The following is a 12,116-nucleotide window of genomic DNA, read 5'->3' as shown; positions in this document are numbered from 1 at the left end:
GCTGGATGGAGAGAAACGATGACTGTCACTGCGATAAATTCGGCGCTGCAGCAATTGCAGGCGCTGGCGGCGCAAGCCACGGACAGCGCCCAGGCGCAAAGCGAAAGCAATGGCGCCGCCACGGCCGGCACGTTCTCGGCGGCGCTCAAGGCGTCGCTCGACAAGGTCAGCGGCGACCAGCTCAAGGCCGCCAATGAGTCCAAGGCGTTCGAACTGGGCGCGCCGAACGTGTCGCTCAACGATGTGGTGATCGACGGTCAGAAGGCCAACATCGGCTTCCAGTTCGAACTGCAGGTGCGCAACAAGCTCGTCTCGGCCTACAACGACATCATGCAAATGTCGGTTTGAGCACATAAATCCACCAAAGAGCACCTAAAGCTTTCGCGGCGCAATCCGATAACCCCGTTACAAGGCACGCTTTTGCGCTGCCGGCCATCAACTGAAGAGCACAGGAGGCGCGCCGATGTATTCCCCAGGACACTCTGGAGCGAGCGCGTACGCGCGCGTCGGCGTCGAGACCGGGGTTATGGGCGCGAATCCGCACCGCCTGATAGCGATGCTCTACCAGGGGGCACGGCAGGCCATCGCGCAGGCGCGGCTGCATTTGCAGCAGAACAACATCGGGCCGCGCGGCGAAGCGATCAGCAAGGCGATCCGGATCGTCGACAACGGTTTGCGGGCGTCGCTGAATCTGGAGGCGGGGGGCGAAGTCGCCGAACGGCTTGATTCGCTCTACCACTACATGACCAACCGGCTTTTCGAGGCCAACGCGACGCAAAGCGAACAGATGCTGGTCGAAGTCGACCGGCTGCTCGCGACGCTCGAGGAAGCCTGGATCGGAATTGCCCCAGAAATCGCGAAGATGGCGGCACAGCCATCGCCGGAACGCAATAGATGAATCAGAACGCAGAATATTTTGCGCGATACGAAGCGATCGCGCTGGTGTCGCGCAAGATGCTGACTGCCGCCCGCCGCGCACTGTGGAACGATCTGGTCGGTCTGCAGGAGGAGTATCTGACGCTCGTCGACGGACTGAAGGATGCCGAGTCGAACGTGTTGCTCGACGACGGCGAGCGCGCGCGCAAGTACGACCTGATCCGGCAGATTCTCGCCGACGATGCGGCGATTCGCGATCTGGCGAGCCCGAGCGTGGCGCGCTTGTCGGCGCTCTTTGCAACCGAGCGGCCAGCGCGCATGTTGAAGGAACTGTACGGCGCGCGCTGAGCGCCGTTGTTGTTTGGCGTTTTTGGCGCAAGCAAAATCACGCATCACCCTGCCTCACCCCACACCCAATTCAACCTCGTAAGCAGCACGAGCTCTCGGCGCGAAAGGACTCGGCATGACCGGAATCGACACTGCCATCGCGTCTGTGCTTGCGAACCGCATCGATAGCCTGCTGACCAACGGCGTCGGCTCGTTTTCCAACGCGACGACCGCGCAGACCGGCGCTTCCTCGGTGGCGGTCGATACGACCAACGCCGCGGCCGGCCTCGCCGGCACGCTTCCCGATGCGCAGGCTTCCGCCCAGACCGTGTTGTCCGAAGTCGCGCTGACGCTCGACGCGATCTCGCGCTTCGGCGGCGAGGCGACGCCCGCGGTGGTCGGCGAGGCGCCGATCTGGCCTGCGCCGCCTGCGATCAACGTGTCGGCGGGGACGAGCGCCGAGCTGTTTGCGGCACTCGATGCCGCTGCGCCTGGCGACGGCGGCGCTGCCGCTTCGGCCTCCGCTGCACAGCAAACACAAAGCGCGGCGCTGTCCGCATCGACGGTGCCCGTCGGTCTGCTCGCGTCGGCGCTCGCGCAGGCCGTGTCCGACAGCGGACTGTTCTACGAATCGCATCTCTCGCAATGGCTCACGGGCTTGCGCATGGTCGACTCGCTGGCGGCCGAGCCGCAAACGCGCCTCGCGGCGGGAGAAGCGCAGTTGCCGCTCGCCTGGGGCGGCAGCCCGAGCGCGGCCCAAGCCGAAGACGCCACCTTGAGTTCATGGCTTGACGGCCAGTTCTCGTCGCTCTTCGGCGGCGGAGAGGACGCGCAGGCGGTGCCGAGCGGGGCAGCGGCACGCAACGCGCAGAACGCGGCGAATGCCGCGCCGAGCGCCCCCAATAACGCGGCGATGCCGGGTTACGCGGCCGCGTCGCGTGCGCCGATGACGTTCGCGGCGAACACGTTCGGCGCGTACCCGACAGGCGGCACGCAGTCCGCCCAGCCGGCTTCCTCCGCTTCCGCTCAGCAGACAAGCAACAACGCTTCGCAGACGAACAATGCCGCCCAGAGCGCGCCTGCTTCGATTGCCGCGTCGATCCACCCGGCGACGATCCCGCTCGTGCGCCAGCAGCTCGACTTGCTCGCGACCGACCAGTTTCGCTGGACCGGCGAAGTCTGGCCCGGCGCCAAGCTCGACTGGACGATCGAGCCCGACGGCGGGCAGCACGCGAACCGCCACGGCGCCGACGCCTCCGACTTCGAGCAACCGTGGCGCACGCGCCTCACGCTGGCGCTGCCGACGCTCGGCACCGTCGACGCCGAGCTCACGCTGACGGGCACGCGGCTCGTCGCGCGCGTGCAGGCGAGCCCGGGCGGGGCCACACGCCTTGCCGCCGAGGGCGACGCGTTCCGGCGCCGGCTGCAGGCGGCGGGCATCGAACTCTCCGGTCTGTCGATTCGCGAGATCGGCGGCACGACTCCGGCGGCAGGCCCGAGCGCGGCGTCGGCGGCGTTTGCGTATGCACGCTCGGCGGCGGCGAGCGTCGACGCCCACGATGTCGTCGACGCCGAAGTCATCGACAAATCCGCCGCCACGTCCAAGGCGCCGGACGCGCCCGCGAAACCGGCGAGCACGAGTCCGCTCGAGCGCCTTTTCCACGACCCGTTCGAATGGGGTGGCTCATGAGCCCCGCGCCACGCAGGAGCGCGGCAGCGCTCGTCTACGACACGCAAAACGGCGATGCGGCGCCGCGCATCATCGCGAAGGGCTACGGCGTCGTCGCCGAGATGATCATCCAGCGCGCGCAGGAAGCCGGACTCTACGTGCATACGGCGCCGGAGATGGTGTCGCTGCTGATGCAGGTGGATCTCGATTCGCGGATACCGCCTGAGCTTTACAAGGCGGTCGCCGAATTGCTCGCCTGGCTCTACCGGCTCGAAAGTGGCGCCGACGAGAGCGCGGCGGGGCAGGTTGTCGAGGTGGCCGACGTGGTGGTCGATGCGGATAGCGGCGAGAAGTTTTGATGCTGCTGCATGTGCGCAAATAGGAATCGTTCGCACTTAATGAGTGTGGTTGTACAATGCGAACCTTTCTATTTGTAATGTCTGCCTGGTTACGGCTTTCCCGCAGTCGCGGCGTGCACGGGGCCAACGCAGACGAGCGCATGGAGCCTCCCGTTGAACGCACCCGAATCGATCGATCTGAAGCCTGCCGCGCGCGGCGCGAATCCCCTTCTCGATGACGCCCAGCAAGCCGAACGCCGCCGCCGATCGCGCCGCGCGACGTTTCTCAAATGGCTGCGCAAGGTGCATGGCTGGGTCGGGCTGTGGGGCGCGGTGCTTGGGCTCTTGTTCGGCACCACCGGTTTCCTGCTGAATCACCGCGCCGGGCCGCTGCAGATTTCACCGGGCAAGCCGCAAGTCGAGCAGTTGCAGATCGCGCTGCCGCAGCCCGCGCCGCAGTCGCCGCAAGCGCTGGCCGACTGGCTCAAAGGCGAGCTGCAATTCGACGGCCGAGTCGGCAAGGTGAAGAAAGAGCCGGCGCATCCGGTCGCTTGGGGTGATCGCCACACGGTCCAGCCCGAGTCGTGGACCTTCAATATTTCAGGGCCGCGCAACGGCGTTCAGGCCGAGTATTGGGTGGGCAACGGCTTTGTGTCGGTCAAGCGCTCGCAGAACTCGTTCTTCGCGACGCTCAACAACCTGCATAAGGGCACCGGTCTTGGCATCGGCTGGGTGCTGCTGATCGATACGCTCGCGGGCGCGATCATCCTGCTGTCGCTGACGGGCGTGCTGCTGTGGACCGAGCTGAACAAGCGGCGCACGGTCGGGGTCGTGCTGGTGGCGGGGTCGGTGGGGGCGGCGTTGCTGGCGGGGCTTTTTTGACGCGAATCCTTCGGCTTTGCGGTGCCGCGCGCGTGCCTCTATGCACGACGCGGCCCCCCCCCTCAAACCTCACAAGCCGACCCGCCCCCCGCCGCCATCTCCCGCGCGGCCTTCGCCCCTTCCACTTGCAGAATCATCGGCAGCGACACGCCATTCTTCGCCGCCGTCACCTCCGCGAGAATCGATACCGCGATCTCCGGCGGCGTACGGCTGCCGATATAAATGCCGACCGGCCCATGCAGCCGCGCCAGCTCCGGCTCGCTCAAATCGAACTCCTTCAGCCGCTCGCGCCGCGCCGCGTTGTTGCGGCGCGACCCCAGCGCGCCGACGTAGAACGCCGGCGTCTTCAACGCTTCCATCAGCGCGAGGTCGTCGAGCTTCGGGTCGTGCGTGAGCGCGATCACCGCGCAGCGTTCGTCGAGCTTCATGTCGAGCACCGTGTCGTCGGGCATCGTGCGCACGATCGTCGTGCCGGGCACGTCCCATTCGTCGGTGTATTCCTCGCGCGGGTCGCACACGGTCACGTGATAGTCGAGCCCGACCGCGATGTTGCATAGATACCGCGACAACTGTCCCGCTCCGATCACGAGCATCCGGTAGCGCGGGCCGTGGATCGTCAAGAGGCGCTTCTCGTCGAAATCGACGCCGTCGGTCGCTTGCGCCGGGCCGAGGCGTGCGGCGCCGGTTTCCATGTCGAGCGTGCGCGCGACGAGCTGTCCCGCCTGCACCGCCGTCAGCAATTCAGCGATGCCGCTCGCCTTCGTCAACGGCTCCAGCACGAGCTGGATCGTGCCGCCGCACGGCAAGCCGAAGCGATGCGCCTCTTCGGCCGTGATGCCGTATTTCACCGATTCAGGCCGCTGCTGCTCGATGCCGAGCCGGCGCACACGATCGATCAAATCGTCTTCGATGCAGCCGCCCGATACCGAGCCCACCACGAGCCCGTCGTCGCGCACTGCGAGCATCGCGCCCTCGGGGCGCGGCGACGAGCCCCACGTCTTCACCACCGTCACCAATAGCGCACGATGTCCCTCATCGAGCCATCGCGCGCTCGACTTCAAAACTTCGAGATCCACGCTTTCCATGACTTGCTTCCTTTTCCTGTATGAGCCGATTCGCCGGCTTCTTCTTCACCTTCGACTCGGGTTTTTTCGACATCGGCATCGCTGTCGTCCTCGCCATTGGGCGCCGCGAGCGTTGCTTCTCCTTCCACGGGCTCGCCCGTCACCTGCGCCGAAAAGCGCTTGAAGAACTCGCCAGCGATCTTGCGCGCCGCGCCGTCGACGAGCCGCGAGCCGATCTGCGCAAGCTTGCCGCCGATCTGCGCACTCGCGGTGTACGACAGTTTCGTCGATTCGTTGCCTTCGGGTTCGAGCGTCACGTGCGCGCTGCCTTTGCCGAAGCCGGCGGTGCCGCCTTGTCCTTCAAAGACGATCGTGTAGGTGTGTGGGGCGTCGATGTCGGTCAGCAGCATGCGGCCTTTGAAGCGCGCCTTCACCGGGCCGACCGATGCGCTCATCGATAGCGTGTACGAGTTCTCGCCTTCCGCTTCGATGGTCTCGCAACCGGGAATCGATGCCTGCAGGATCGCGGTATCGTTCAAAGCTTCCCACGTGCGCCGTTGCGACACGGGCAGCGTATAGCTTTCCGTCAATTCCATCTCATCGCTCCTTTGTCGATCGGAGTTGGCGCTTTAGCGCCTACTCCGATCCCATGGTTGATGAAGCCGGCGCGCGGCCGCGAGGCGCGCGCGTCAGGTGGGCGAAGTCCCGGCCGAATGCGGCGAGGCTTTCCAAATTATGAACCGGTCGGTGCGCGTCCACATGGGGCAGGATCGCCTGCACGCCGCGCGCCTTCGGCGAAAACTCCGCGAAGCGCAGCAGCGGATTGAGCCACACGAGGCGATGCGCGAAGCGCGCGAGGCGGGCCATCTCGGTGTCGAGGACGTCGATCGCTTCGTGATCGAGGCCATCGGTGACGAGCAGCACCGTCGCGCGGCCGGCGAGGACCCGCCGTGCCCAGCGGCGGTTGAATTCGGCGAGCGCGGCGCCGATGCGCGTGCCGCCCGACCAGTCGACGACCTGTTCCGCGAGCGCCGCGATCGCCACATCCGGGTCGCGCTCGCGCAGCGCGCGCGTCGCGTTCGTGAGCCGCGTGCCGAACAGGAACACTTGCAGCCGTTCGCGCGATTGCAGCAGCGCATGGCAGAAGTAGAGCACCGCACGCGAATAGCTGCTCATCGAGCCGGAGATGTCGAGCAGCAGGACGAGCGGCGGCTTGCGCTTCACGGCGGCACGGTATTTCCAGACCGTCCAGTCGCCGCCGGCGCGCACCGCGTGGCGCGCGCTCGCGCGCAGGTCCGCGTGCGTGCCGTGCGAGGCGGCTTTGAGGCGGCGCGTGGGCTCGGTCGCGAGCGACACGCGCTGGCCGCGGATCACATGGCGCAGCGTGCGCCATTCGTCGGCGCTCAGGGTGTCGAAATCGCGATGGCGCAGGTGTTCTTCCGAGCTGAAGGTGACGCGCGCCACGAGTTCGCGCGGCGAGCGTTCGGGCGGTTGCGCGTCCGCTGACTTCGGCTCCTGCTGGCGTCGCGCGGCCAGCGCGTCCGCGAGCCGGTTGTTGCGCACGGGCGGCGGCATGCCGCTTTTCACCTTCGGCAGCATCAGCGCGCGCAGCTTGCCTTCCCAGTCGGGGTCTCGCCAGAAGAGGTCGAACGCGACGTCGAACACTTCGCGTTCATCGGGCGCGCTGACGACCAGCGCCGCGAGCGCCGCGCGCACGTCGTCGCGCCGCTCGATGCCGATCCAGCGCAGCGCCGTGAGCGCATCGACCGCGTGGGCGGGCGACATCGGCAGCCCCGCGCCGCGCAACAGGCGCACGAAGTGCACGACGTTGCGCGCGAGCATCGGCTGCGCGCCGGTTGTCGATGCGGGTGTGATCGTCGACATGGCCTACTCGGGCGCGCTCGCCGACGCGCCGCCACCCGGTGCGACGGCGAGACACTGCGCGATTCGCGCCGCATCGACGCGCGCGAGATCGTCCTGATACTTGAGCAGCACGCCGAGCGTGTCCTGCACCGACTGCGGATCGAGCTCCGTCACCGACAGCGCAGCGAGCGCCCGGCACCAGTCGATCGTCTCGGCGATGCCGGGCGCCTTGAACAGATCCATGGTGCGCAACTGATGGACGAAATCGACGGCGCGCCGCTGCAAGTCCGCGGCTGCTTCGGGCGCGCGCGCCGCGACGATTGCGAGCTCGCGGTCTCGCTCGGGATAGCCGATCCACTGATAGAGGCAGCGGCGCTTGAGGGCGTCGTGAACTTCGCGCGTACGGTTCGACGTCATCACGACGAGCGGTGCGCGATCCGCGCGCACGGTGCCGTACTCGGGGATCGTCACCTGAAAATCCGACAGCAGTTCGAGCAGGAACGCTTCGAACGGCTCGTCGGCGCGGTCGATTTCGTCGATCAGCAGCACGCGTTGCGCGCCGGGATGATGTTCGTCGGGCATCAGCGCTTGGAGCAAAGGGCGCTTCAGCAGGAATTCGCTACGGTAGAGCGTGTCGTTGGCGGGTCGCTCGCCTGCGGCTTCCGCGAGGCGCAGCGCCATGATCTGGCGCGGATAGTCCCATTCGTAGAGCGCGCTCGCCGTGTCGAGTCCTTCGTAGCACTGCAGCCGCAGCATCGTCGTGCCGAGCATCCCGGCAGCGGCCTTCGCGAGCTCGGTCTTGCCGACGCCCGGCTCGCCTTCGAGAAACAGCGGCCGCTCCATCCGCAGCGCGAGGAAGAGAGCGGTCGCCAGTTCGCGGCTCGCGAAGTAGCCGTGCGTCGTGAGTTGAGCGAGGGTTTCGTCGATCGAAGTGGGCGGCATGGCTTGGGTCGGCTTGGGGATGCCGTTCATCGCTTGAGTCGTGGCTCTTTTAGTAGTCTGCAATCAGTCGAACACGCAGCGGCGCGGGCTTGCCGGAAAGCAAGACGCTTCGCCCGAGAGACGGGCGAAGCGAAAACACCCATGCGTCCTGCGCTCGACGAGAAGCCAAGCAGCCCGCGTTAAGCCGCCCGTTCGACCGCACGCCCCGTGAGCACCGGAATCAAATGCGCGCGATAAGCCGCGCTCGCGTGCAGATCGGTGTTGAGATCATCCGGTGCGATGGTCACGCCGCGCGCGGCCGCCGCCGTGAAGTTCGCGGATAGCGCGGTCTCGAGCCCCGTCGCGCGAAACACCGACGACGCCGCGCCCGTCACCGCCACGCGCACGCCGTCGGCGCGTTTCGCGACGAACACGCCCACCAGCGCGAAATGCGACGCCGGATTCGGAAACTTCTCGTACGCGGCCTTCTCCGGCACCGGAAACTCGACGGCGACGATCAGCTCGTCGGGCGCGAGCGCCGTCTCGTACATGCCGACGAAGAAATCGTCGGCGGCGATGCGGCGGCGGTCCGTCACGACGGTCGCACCTAGCGCGAGCAGCGCGGCCGGATAGTCGGCGGCGGGATCGTCGTTCGCGATCGAGCCGCCGATCGTGCCGAGCGCGCGCACTTGTCTATCGCCGATCTGCCCGGCGAGCGCGGCGAGCGCCGGCAGCGTGCGGCGAATGTCCGCGTTTTCGGCGACGTCCGCGTGGCACACGGCGGCGCCGACCGTCACCGTCTTGCCGTCGGCGGCGATCTTCTTGAGTTCCGGAATGCGCGTCACGTCGATCAATTGCGCGGGCTGCGCGAGGCGCAGGCGCATCGTCGGCAACAGGCTCTGGCCGCCCGCGAGGTACTTCGCGTCGCCGTTCGCCGAGAGCGCCGCGACCGCGGACTTCGGATCGGCGGCGCGCTGATAGTCGAATGAATACGAGTACATGTCGGCTTCCTCCGCTTAGCTCTTGGGATTTTGTGCGGCCTGGATCGCGCTCCAGACACGATGCGGCGACGCCGGCATCTGCAGATCCTTCACGCCGAGCGGACCCAGCGCATCGAGGATCGCGTTGATGACCGCCGGCGGCGAGCCGATCGCGCCCGCTTCGCCGCAGCCCTTCACACCGAGCGGATTGTGCGTGCACGGCGTGCCTTTCGCGGTTTCGACGGTGAAGTTCGGCAGGTCGGACGCGCGCGGCATCGCGTAGTCCATGTACGAGCCGGAGAGGAGCTGCCCGGTGTCGTTGTCGTAGACGCAGCGCTCGAGCATCGCCTGGCCGATGCCCTGGCCGAGCCCGCCGTGCACTTGGCCTTCGACGATCATCGGATTGATCACGTTGCCGAAGTCGTCGACGGCGGTGAAGCGTTCGATCGATGTCTCGCCCGTCTCGGGATCGACTTCCACCTCGCAGATGTACGCGCCCGCTGGATAGGTGAAGTTGCTCGGGTCGTAGAACGCGTTTTCGTCGAGGCCCGGTTCGAGCTTGTCGAGCGGGTAGTTGTGCGGCACGTAGGCCGCGAGCGAGACGTCGGCGAAGGTCTTCGTGCGGTCGGTGCCCGCGACGCGGAAGATGCCGTCCTTGAACTCGATGTCGTTGGCCGACGCTTCGAGCAGATGCGCCGCGATCTGCTTGGCCTTGGCTTCGATCTTGTCGAGCGCCTTCATGATCGCCGAGCCGCCCACCGCGATCGAGCGCGAGCCATACGTGCCCATGCCGAACGGGATGCGGCCGGTGTCGCCGTGCACGATCTCGACGTTGTCGATCGGCACGCCGAGTCGGTCGGCGACGACTTGCGCGAACGTCGTCTCATGGCCCTGCCCGTGGCTATGCGAGCCGGTGAAGACGGTCACGGTGCCCGTGGGATGCACGCGCACTTCGCCCGCTTCGAAGAGACCCGCGCGTGCGCCGAGCGCGCCCGCGATGTTCGACGGCGCGAGGCCGCACGCCTCGATGTAGCACGAGTAGCCGAGGCCGCGCAGCTTGCCGTTTTGCTTGGATGCGTCGCGGCGCGCGGCGAAGCCCTTTGTGTCGGCGAGCTCGATCGCGCGGTCCAGGCACGGCTCGTAATCGCCGATGTCGTAGGTGAGCCCGACGGGCGTTGCATACGGGAACTGGCGGATGAAGTTGCGGCGGCGGATCTCGGCCGGATCGAGATTCATCTCGCGCGCGGCCGTTTCGACGATCCGCTCGACGACATACGTCGCCTCGGGTCGCCCGGCGCCGCGATAGGCATCGACGGGCACCGTATTCGTGAACACCGCCTTCACTTCGGCGTAGATCGCGGGCGTCGTGTACTGGCCGGCGAGCAGCGTCGCGTAGAGGATCGTCGGCACGCTGGAGGCGAACGTCGACAGGTACGCGCCCATGTTCGCGATCGTATGGACGCGCATCGCGAGGAACTTGCCGTTGGCGTCGAGCGCGAGTTCGGCTTTCGTCACATGATCGCGGCCGTGCGCGTCGGAGATGAAGGATTCGGAGCGCTCGCAGGTCCATTTGACCGGGCGGCGCACCTTCTTCGACGCCCACGTCAGCGCGACATCCTCGGCATACAGAAAGATCTTCGAGCCGAAGCCGCCGCCGACATCGGGCGCGATGATGCGCAGCTTCGATTCCGGCAGCGCGAGCACGAACGCGCCCATCAGCAGCCGCTCGACGTGCGGGTTCTGGTTCGCGACGTAGACGGTGTAGCTGTCGTCCTGCTTCGAAAAGCTCGCGTTGACGGCGCGCGGCTCGATCGCGTTCGGCACGAGGCGGTTGTTGACGATCTCGAGCGTCGTGACGTGGGCGGCTTGGGCGAAGGCGGCGTCGGTGGCCGCTTTGTCGCCGTGGCCCCAGGTGTAGCAAGTGTTGCCGGGCACGCTGTCATGGACTGCGGCTTGGCCTGGATCGGCCGCGTGCGCGGTATCGACGACCGCGGGCAGCACGTCATAGTCGACATCGATCAGCTCGGCGGCATCCTTCGCTTCCTTGACCGACTCGGCGATGACGATCGCGACCTGATCGCCGACGTGGCGCACCTTGTCGTGCGCGATCACAGGGTGGGGCGGCTCGTGCATCGGCGAGCCGTCGATGCTGTGGATGAGCCAGCCGCACGGCAGGCCGCCGACGTTCTCGGCGGCGAGATCCGCGCCGGTGAACACGGCGACGACCCCGGGGGCGCGCTTGGCGGCTTCCGTGTCGACGCTTTTGATGCGGGCGTGGGCGTGCGGCGAGCGCACGAACACGGCGTAGGTTTGCTGCGGGAGGACGACATCGTCGGTGTATTGGCCGTTGCCGGTCAGAAAGCGAAAGTCCTCTTTGCGCTTGACGGCCGAGCCGATCAAGCGGTGCTCTTCGGGTGCGTTCATCGCGTCGCTCCTTATTTGGGCGCTTAGCTGGCGGTAACGGCTGCGGTTTCCTTCATCGCGGCGGCGCCGGTGAGGACGGCCTTGACGATGTTGTGATAGCCGGTGCAGCGGCAGAGGTTGCCGTCGAGCTGGCGGCGCACGTCGTCTTCGGTCGCATCGGGTTGCTGGGCGACGAGGGCGGCGGCGCTCATGACCATGCCGGGCGTACAGAAGCCGCACTGAAGACCGTGGCATTCGCGGAACGCGGCTTGCATCGGGTGCAGGGAGCCGTCTTTCGAAAGCCCTTCGATGGTGACGACTTCGGCGCCTTCGGCTTGCACGGCGAGGATGTTGCAGGCTTTGACGGCGCGGCCGTTCAGGTGGACGGTGCAGGCGCCGCACTGGGCGGTGTCGCAGCCGACGTGGGTGCCGGTGAGGCGGAGATGATCGCGGATGAACTGGACGAGCAGAGTGTGGGATTCGACATCGGCGGTCACGGGAGCGCCGTTGACCGTCAGACTGATGCTGATTGCCATGGAACTGTCTCCTTATCGGGGTTGGGCACTCGTTTGCACTCGTTGGTGCTTCGTTCTGCCGCTCGCCCGGCGATTGGTGCGTTTTTTTAATGTTGCACTGAAAAGTAAAGCACAAGATTGGAGCTTTCGCTGTTACGTTGCCGTTGGGGGTTTTGTTTTGCCTGCGGTGCCTTGTTTGTCGTTTGCTTGGGTTTTGTCGTGCAACTTTGAATTCGCGCCGGTCCGTATAGTCCGTCCCTCCCCGGGACCGGGGTCAC

The 12,116-nt window shown here is 66.6% G+C and carries 13 protein-coding genes; 6 read left to right on the top strand and 7 right to left on the bottom strand.

Going from position 1 to position 12,116, the window contains the following annotated elements; translation table 11 throughout:
* The first annotated feature begins 18 nt into the window (after positions 1–18).
* The 6 genes from fliE to AAHK20_RS32800 all read left to right on the top strand — a co-directional run bounded on the left by fliE (position 19) and on the right by AAHK20_RS32800 (position 4,092).
* Entirely contained in the window at positions 19–348 is a 330-nt protein-coding gene (fliE, locus tag AAHK20_RS32825; protein WP_449185678.1) for a flagellar hook-basal body complex protein FliE, read from the top strand.
* 115 nt (positions 349–463) lie between these two features.
* Positions 464–898 (top strand): flagellar export chaperone FliS, encoded by a 435-nt coding sequence (gene fliS / locus AAHK20_RS32820; RefSeq protein ID WP_449185677.1) that lies wholly within the window; start codon positions 464–466, stop codon positions 896–898.
* Positions 895–1,224, top strand: coding sequence for a flagellar protein FliT (locus AAHK20_RS32815; protein WP_449185676.1), 330 nt, complete (start codon positions 895–897; stop codon positions 1,222–1,224). The genes fliS and AAHK20_RS32815 overlap by 4 nt, the downstream gene beginning before the upstream one ends.
* Before the next feature lie 115 nt (positions 1,225–1,339).
* Positions 1,340–2,893, top strand: coding sequence for a flagellar hook-length control protein FliK (gene fliK / locus AAHK20_RS32810; protein WP_449185675.1), 1,554 nt, complete (start codon positions 1,340–1,342; stop codon positions 2,891–2,893).
* The gene (locus AAHK20_RS32805) at positions 2,890–3,231 is read left to right on the top strand and encodes an EscU/YscU/HrcU family type III secretion system export apparatus switch protein (protein WP_449185674.1); all 342 of its coding nucleotides are present in this window, start codon (positions 2,890–2,892) and stop codon (positions 3,229–3,231) included. Before fliK ends, AAHK20_RS32805 begins: the two co-directional genes overlap by 4 nt.
* A gap of 153 nt (positions 3,232–3,384) precedes the next feature.
* Positions 3,385–4,092: a PepSY-associated TM helix domain-containing protein gene (locus AAHK20_RS32800; protein ID WP_449185673.1), complete on the top strand. Its 708-nt coding sequence runs from the start codon at positions 3,385–3,387 to the stop codon at positions 4,090–4,092.
* Positions 4,093–4,154: 62 nt separating this feature from the next.
* Here the strand turns inward: AAHK20_RS32800 and AAHK20_RS32795 are convergent, their stop codons facing one another.
* The 7 genes from AAHK20_RS32795 to AAHK20_RS32765 all read right to left on the bottom strand — a co-directional run bounded on the left by AAHK20_RS32795 (position 4,155) and on the right by AAHK20_RS32765 (position 11,859).
* Positions 4,155–5,177, bottom strand: coding sequence for an XdhC family protein (locus AAHK20_RS32795; protein ID WP_449185672.1), 1,023 nt, complete (start codon positions 5,175–5,177; stop codon positions 4,155–4,157).
* Entirely contained in the window at positions 5,150–5,752 is a 603-nt protein-coding gene (locus AAHK20_RS32790; protein WP_449185671.1) for an SRPBCC family protein, read from the bottom strand. The genes AAHK20_RS32795 and AAHK20_RS32790 overlap by 28 nt, the downstream gene beginning before the upstream one ends.
* Positions 5,753–5,792: 40 nt before the next feature.
* Positions 5,793–7,040, bottom strand: a complete 1,248-nt coding sequence (locus AAHK20_RS32785) for a vWA domain-containing protein (protein ID WP_449185670.1) — start codon at positions 7,038–7,040, stop codon at positions 5,793–5,795.
* A gap of 3 nt (positions 7,041–7,043) precedes the next feature.
* Entirely contained in the window at positions 7,044–7,961 is a 918-nt protein-coding gene (locus AAHK20_RS32780; protein ID WP_449185694.1) for an AAA family ATPase, read from the bottom strand.
* Positions 7,962–8,140: 179 nt separating this feature from the next.
* On the bottom strand, positions 8,141–8,941 hold the full coding sequence (locus AAHK20_RS32775) for an FAD binding domain-containing protein (protein WP_449185669.1): 801 nt from the start codon (positions 8,939–8,941) through the stop codon (positions 8,141–8,143).
* A gap of 15 nt (positions 8,942–8,956) precedes the next feature.
* A complete protein-coding gene (locus tag AAHK20_RS32770) occupies positions 8,957–11,344 on the bottom strand; it encodes a xanthine dehydrogenase family protein molybdopterin-binding subunit (protein ID WP_449185668.1) in 2,388 nt (795 codons plus the stop codon).
* A gap of 23 nt (positions 11,345–11,367) precedes the next feature.
* The gene (locus AAHK20_RS32765; RefSeq protein ID WP_449185667.1) at positions 11,368–11,859 is read right to left on the bottom strand and encodes a (2Fe-2S)-binding protein; all 492 of its coding nucleotides are present in this window, start codon (positions 11,857–11,859) and stop codon (positions 11,368–11,370) included.
* Positions 11,860–12,116: the final 257 nt, after the last annotated feature.

The sequence above is a fragment of the Trinickia camelliae genome, from assembly GCF_053525655.1.
Note: the sequence above shows the minus strand (reverse complement) of the source record. Positions and strands in the feature narration are given on the sequence as shown.

Excerpts from the sequence above, each read along its gene's own strand:
- fliE (WP_449185678.1), top strand. The coding sequence starts at position 19 with ATGACTGTCACTGCGATAAATTCGGCGCTGCAGCAATTGCAGGCGCTG.
- fliS (WP_449185677.1), top strand. The coding sequence starts at position 464 with ATGTATTCCCCAGGACACTCTGGAGCGAGCGCGTACGCGCGCGTCGGC.
- AAHK20_RS32815 (WP_449185676.1), top strand. The coding sequence starts at position 895 with ATGAATCAGAACGCAGAATATTTTGCGCGATACGAAGCGATCGCGCTG.
- fliK (WP_449185675.1), top strand. The coding sequence starts at position 1,340 with ATGACCGGAATCGACACTGCCATCGCGTCTGTGCTTGCGAACCGCATC.
- AAHK20_RS32805 (WP_449185674.1), top strand. The coding sequence starts at position 2,890 with ATGAGCCCCGCGCCACGCAGGAGCGCGGCAGCGCTCGTCTACGACACG.
- AAHK20_RS32795 (WP_449185672.1), bottom strand. The coding sequence starts at position 5,177 with ATGGAAAGCGTGGATCTCGAAGTTTTGAAGTCGAGCGCGCGATGGCTC.
- AAHK20_RS32790 (WP_449185671.1), bottom strand. The coding sequence starts at position 5,752 with ATGGAATTGACGGAAAGCTATACGCTGCCCGTGTCGCAACGGCGCACG.
- AAHK20_RS32785 (WP_449185670.1), bottom strand. The coding sequence starts at position 7,040 with ATGTCGACGATCACACCCGCATCGACAACCGGCGCGCAGCCGATGCTC.
- AAHK20_RS32780 (WP_449185694.1), bottom strand. The coding sequence starts at position 7,961 with ATGCCGCCCACTTCGATCGACGAAACCCTCGCTCAACTCACGACGCAC.
- AAHK20_RS32775 (WP_449185669.1), bottom strand. The coding sequence starts at position 8,941 with ATGTACTCGTATTCATTCGACTATCAGCGCGCCGCCGATCCGAAGTCC.
- AAHK20_RS32770 (WP_449185668.1), bottom strand. The coding sequence starts at position 11,344 with ATGAACGCACCCGAAGAGCACCGCTTGATCGGCTCGGCCGTCAAGCGC.
- AAHK20_RS32765 (WP_449185667.1), bottom strand. The coding sequence starts at position 11,859 with ATGGCAATCAGCATCAGTCTGACGGTCAACGGCGCTCCCGTGACCGCC.